The 4850-nt window shown below is 68.5% G+C and carries 3 protein-coding genes and 1 pseudogene; 2 read left to right on the forward strand and 2 right to left on the reverse strand.

The window, feature by feature from the left end; all coding sequences use genetic code 11:
- Positions 1-1311 precede the first annotated feature (1311 nt).
- Positions 1312-2472: an ATP-grasp domain-containing protein gene (locus D7W79_RS38820; protein WP_120530278.1), complete on the forward strand. Its 1161-nt coding sequence runs from the start codon at positions 1312-1314 to the stop codon at positions 2470-2472.
- A 4-nt stretch (positions 2473-2476) separates the two neighbouring features.
- Here the strand turns inward: D7W79_RS38820 and D7W79_RS38825 are convergent, their stop codons facing one another.
- Positions 2477-3055, reverse strand: a complete 579-nt coding sequence (locus tag D7W79_RS38825) for a DUF2378 family protein (RefSeq protein WP_244222214.1) — start codon at positions 3053-3055, stop codon at positions 2477-2479.
- 10 nt (positions 3056-3065) lie between these two features.
- Positions 3066-3839, reverse strand: a complete 774-nt coding sequence (locus tag D7W79_RS38830) for an alpha/beta hydrolase (protein ID WP_120530280.1) — start codon at positions 3837-3839, stop codon at positions 3066-3068.
- 195 nt (positions 3840-4034) lie between these two features.
- On the opposite strand from D7W79_RS38830, the pseudogene D7W79_RS38835 reads away from it, so the two are divergent.
- Positions 4035-4850, forward strand: a pseudogene (locus tag D7W79_RS38835) (hypothetical protein); the annotation flags it as partial.

Raw genomic sequence — 4850 nt, forward strand, 5'->3', positions numbered from 1 at the left:
CAGGGCTCGCTTCTTCATCCGGTTCTTGCGCACACAAGGCCGAACGACGCGAGCTCCTGCCCCTTCCTTCCTCCGCCAGCGCTTGGCTACCCTCCGAGCCGTTCGAGAATCATGAGCGGTCGTTTAGATGCACCGGGAGGGCTCCTGGACCGATCCCTGTCGTGGACCGGTTGAGCCCTACTCGTTCAAAGCGAAAGCAAACCATGACACGGAAACCATGCATCCGCGTGAATGGGCGGAGCCTTGGCCTGTATTGCGCCTTGCTGCCCACCTTCATGTTCCTGATGGCGGCGCTCATCTCCTCGAGTGGCTTCGCTGCCATTCCGGCGGAACCGTTGCCGGAGCAGATCAGCGGCTGCCCGGACTGTGTGCCGACAGAGTGTCGGACGGAGGTTTGCGACGGCATCGACAATGATTGCGATGGGCTGATCGACGAGGGAGTTCAGCGCACCCTCTACCGGGACGCGGACAGGGAGACTTCTTCGTGCTGCTGCGGCTCAAGGTGTGAAGTTTGAGGCGTATCTTTATCGATCGGTTTCACTGACGGGGATGTGAATTTTATGGCTATTCCGCCGAATCTGGAGGGTACTGCGCGTCTGGTTGAGAGGGCATTTCCGGAAGGGGTGACGAAGGATGATTATTGGCCTCTTCTGGCTGTGTTGTATCCCTATATGTCCGAAAGGGCTTTGGCTCGGGTCGTAGGTCATTTTGTTGGTCAGCCCTATGAGCTGGTTCTGAATGACATCTACGGGGTGAATGCCAAGACGCTGCCGTCAGACAGAGTCGACGCTGTACGAGCCCGGCTTGTTGCGGCAGGCCTTGATGAATGGGACAGGGAGGAGGACTGGTAAGCTGCGCCTTCACAGCCAACAGAGATGGTTCGAGCACTGGCGGACCGTCCCTGTTGGCCGCGCCTACCCGCTTCGCTCACCCCAGCGCTTCTTGAACGTGTCCCGGTGCGCGGCCCACCAGTCGCGCCACTCCTTCACTGCGGCCTCCCTTTCGGCCCGCGGACCCGCGGGCTGGAAGTGGAGTCAGGTGGACGTCGCGTCCCTCAGGCACATCTCCGCCAGGAACCGGGTGCGGACGTCGTCGCTCTCCAGCAGGTCGATGAGCTCCGGGATGGTGTGCCTTCCCATTGCCTCCCGTGCCTGTGTGAACCCCTTGGAATCCTCCGCCATGGCGCGAGTGTTCCCAGGCCAGGCCCCCGGCGCGAGCCCTGCTGGTGGACACTGTTCCCCACCGGGCTTCTAGGGCGGGGGCGGGGCCGCTATGGTCCACCCCCAGCGGAGGACTCGCCCGCCAGGAGCCATGAACTTCGTCTTCATCTCCCCCCACTTCCCCTCCCAGTACTTCCACTTCGCCACCGCGCTGCGCGAGCGCGGGGTGTCCGTGCTGGGCATCGGCGACACGCCCTACGAGTCCCTGCGCCAGGAGCTGCGGGAGTCCCTGCGCGAATACTTCTTCGTGCCCAGCCTCACCGACTACGACGCCCTCCTGCGCGCCACCGGCTACCTCACCTGGCGCCACGGCCGCATGGACCGCATCGAGTCCCTCAACGAGTCCTGGCTCGAAGTCGAAGCCCGCCTGCGCGAGGACTTCCACGTCCCTGGCCTCCAGCCCTCGGACATCCTCAAGCTGCGCTCCAAGTCCGGCATGGCGGAGGTGTTCCACGCGTCCGGCGTCCCGCACCCGGACCTGCTGCGCGTGCGCGACGCGGACCAGGTGAAGGAGTTCGCCGCGCGCGTGGGCTACCCGCTCGTGCTCAAGCCCGACGTGGGCGTGGGCGCCGCCCACACGTTCAAGGTCGCCAGCGACGCGGAGGTGGACGCCGCGCTCGCCCACCCGCTGCCCACGTCCTACGTGGCCCAGCCCTTCGTGCGCGGCACCATCGTCACCTACGACGGCATCGTGGACCGCCACGGCGTCATCGTCTTCAACCTCAGCCACGAATACAGCGACGGCGGCATGGAGACCGTCACCGAGCGGCGCGACATCTCCTTCTGGAGCCTCCAGCACATCCCCGCCGCGCTCGACGTGCTGGGCCGCCAGGTCGTCGCCGCGTTCGGCCTGCGCGAGCGCTGGTTCCACCTGGAGTTCTTCCGCCTGCCGGATGGCCGCTTCGTCGTGCTGGAGGCCAACCTGCGCCCGCCCGGCGGCTTCATGACGGACATGATGAACTACACGTGCGACATCGACGTGTACCGGCTCTATGCCCGCGTCGTGACGGGGGACCCGGTGGCGGACTTCCAGTACACGCCGCGCCACCATGTCTGCCACAGCGCCCGCCGTCACAGCCGGCGCTACAAGCACACCCACTCGCAGATTGTCGAACGGCTGGGCAGGTCGCTGCTCGTGCACCGCGAGCTGCCGCCCATCTACCACTCGCTGCTGGGCGAGGAGATGTACCTCACCCGCCACGCGGACCTTGAATCCATGCAGGACGCGGTGCGCTTCATCCAGGCGACGTGAGCCGTCAGGGCTCCGGGGTCCAGGTGAGCACGTAGGTGGAACTCGCCCCGTCGTCGTGCACCTTCGTCACGCGAGGTGCCTTCGCGCCGCCCGCGGCCAGCAGGCCCTCGAAGAGGGCCTCCACGTAGCCGGGTGTGTCGACGCTCGAGTTGATGTGCAACTCGTAGCGCGCGGGGCCCCGCTCCGTGAGCGTCGCCTCCGTGTAGTTGTCCGTGCCGCGCAAGACCTCCGGCAGCCGCTGCACCATGCGCCGGGGCCCGAGCATGCGCATCACGCCCATCACCGCGCGCCCCAGGAGCGTGGACCCGTAACCCTCCACGTGCGCCCGCGCGAGCCGGGCGAAGCCCTCCGCGCGGGGCAGGTTCGGGTACACCTCTTCCACGACGATGTTCAGGCACCGCACCCAGAGCGGCACGGGGTAGAGCGGCAGGAGCGGCCGGTCCAGGTCCACGCCCGCCTGGCGCAGCCGTTCACGCAGGCGGGGCGACACCTGGCCCTTCAGGCCGTGCTGGAGCAGGCCCTCCACGACCTGCACGTAGACCTGCCGCTGTTCGGGCGGCACCGACCGGGGACGGCGTGTCACGGGTGGGAGCTCAACCGAGCAGCCACTGCATGGCGCCCGGCAGCCGGCGCTGCCAGTCCTTCTCGTGGTGCTCGCCGCCGGGCTCCAGCACGAGCGACACCTCATGGTCGCCGTAGCCCAGGCCCTTGAGGTGCTGGAAGAAGTCGCGTGTGCCCCGGCCGTAGTCCAGGGGGATGCCGCCCGCGTGGATGAACTCGGTGTCGCCCGCGTCCAGGTAGATGCGCGTCCAGCGCTGGCTGTGCTCGCGCCACGCGTCGAACAGGCGGCCCTGGCTCCACATCACCGTGGGCGACAGCGCGCCGATGCGGCCGAACACCTGCGGGAACTTCCACCCCAGGTACAGCGAGATGAGGCCACCCAGCGACGAGCCCATAGCGCCGGTCCACTCGCTGCCCTGGCGCGTGCGGTACGTCCGGTCGATGTATGGCTTCAGCTCCTCCACGAGGAAGCGCCCGTAGGCCTCGCCGCGCGCGGAGACGCCGTTGCGTGGCTCGTCCCACGGCGAGTACTCCTGGAAGCGGCCGGGGCCGGAGTCCACCGCGACGATGAGCCACGGCTCCATCCGTCCCGCGTTCACGCTCTCCTCCGCGACGCGGTTGGCGCACCACGTGTCGAAGACGGCGGACTCCGGATGCGCGAAGACGTTCTGCCCGTCGTGCATGTAGAGCACCGGGAAGCGGTGGTCCCGCCAGGCGTCGTAGGTGTCCGGCGTGTAGATGCGGACGGTGCGGTTGAATCCCTCCTGGGGAGAGGGGAAGTGGCGAAGGATGTGGACGTGGCCCATGCGCTGTTCTTGGGGCCGGACGGGGCCAGCCCTCGCGAAGATGTGGCCGCAGCATAGCCGCACCGCCCGACGCCCACGTGGAAGGGATTGGACCGCCGTCCCTTGCCTGGACGCCGAGTCCGGGGAAGGGATGGACTCTTCGTCAGGACTTCGCTGTAGGGAAGGGTGGTCCCGCTCGTGCAGAGGGCCCGCCGCGTGCGTTCCGTCCTCGTCCTCGTCCGCGTCTGGCTGTTCCTGCTGGGTCTGCCCATCGCGTCGCTCGCGGCCTCCTATGAGGTTGAACCCGAGGACAGTGGTGAGCAGGCGCTGTTCGCGCTGAGGGAGGACGGCGCCATCACGGCGGAGACGCTGGCGGCGCTGCTGGTGCTGCGGCGCTCGGGCGTGGATCCGTCGCATGCGTCGCGCGCGGGGCTCTATGCGTTGCCGGGACTGACGTACGCGCGCGTGGATGGGCTCGTGGCTTCCGGAGGGCTGACGTCGGAGGAGCGGCGCCGGCTGGCGCCGTTCCTGGTGTCGTCGGCGCCGGAGCGGGTGTCGGGGGATGCGCGGCTGCTGACGGCGTTCGCCGCGTCGGATCCGGTCCTTCCTCCGCTGGCGCTCCAGGTGCGCATGGCGGGGCCGGAGGGCTGGCGCGTGGGGCTGCTCACGTCGCTGACCCGGCGGCGGCTGGGCGCGGTGCATCGGGACGCGAGCCGGCGGACGTTGGTGGCGGAGGCGCCCGGTGTGTCGGTGGTCGTGCCCAAGTTCCACGGTCAGTGGACGGGCGAGCGGGCTTCCGTGCTGGTGGGTTCGTACCGGCTGGGCTTCGGTCAGCGGCTGACGCTGGACACCACGGGGCTGCCCACGCCGGAGGGCTTCCTGCCTGACGACACCGTGCGTGCGCCGGGCGACCTGGAGCGCTGGTGCTTCCTGGGAGAAGGGGCGTGCGCGCCCGAGGAGCGCGACGCGGACGTGACGCCGGACTACCAGTGGGACGAGGGCTTCCGGGGCGTGGTGGGCACGGTGCGGGGT

This window comes from Corallococcus exercitus (genome assembly GCF_003611585.1).
GTDB lineage: Bacteria > Myxococcota > Myxococcia > Myxococcales > Myxococcaceae > Corallococcus > Corallococcus exercitus.

What these genes read in the sequence shown, in the direction of transcription:
- D7W79_RS38830 (WP_120530280.1), bottom strand. Translation starts at nt 3,839, where the DNA reads ATGGGCCACGTCCACATCCTTCGCCACTTCCCCTCTCCCCAGGAGGGA.
- D7W79_RS38820 (WP_120530278.1), top strand. Translation starts at nt 1,312, where the DNA reads ATGAACTTCGTCTTCATCTCCCCCCACTTCCCCTCCCAGTACTTCCAC.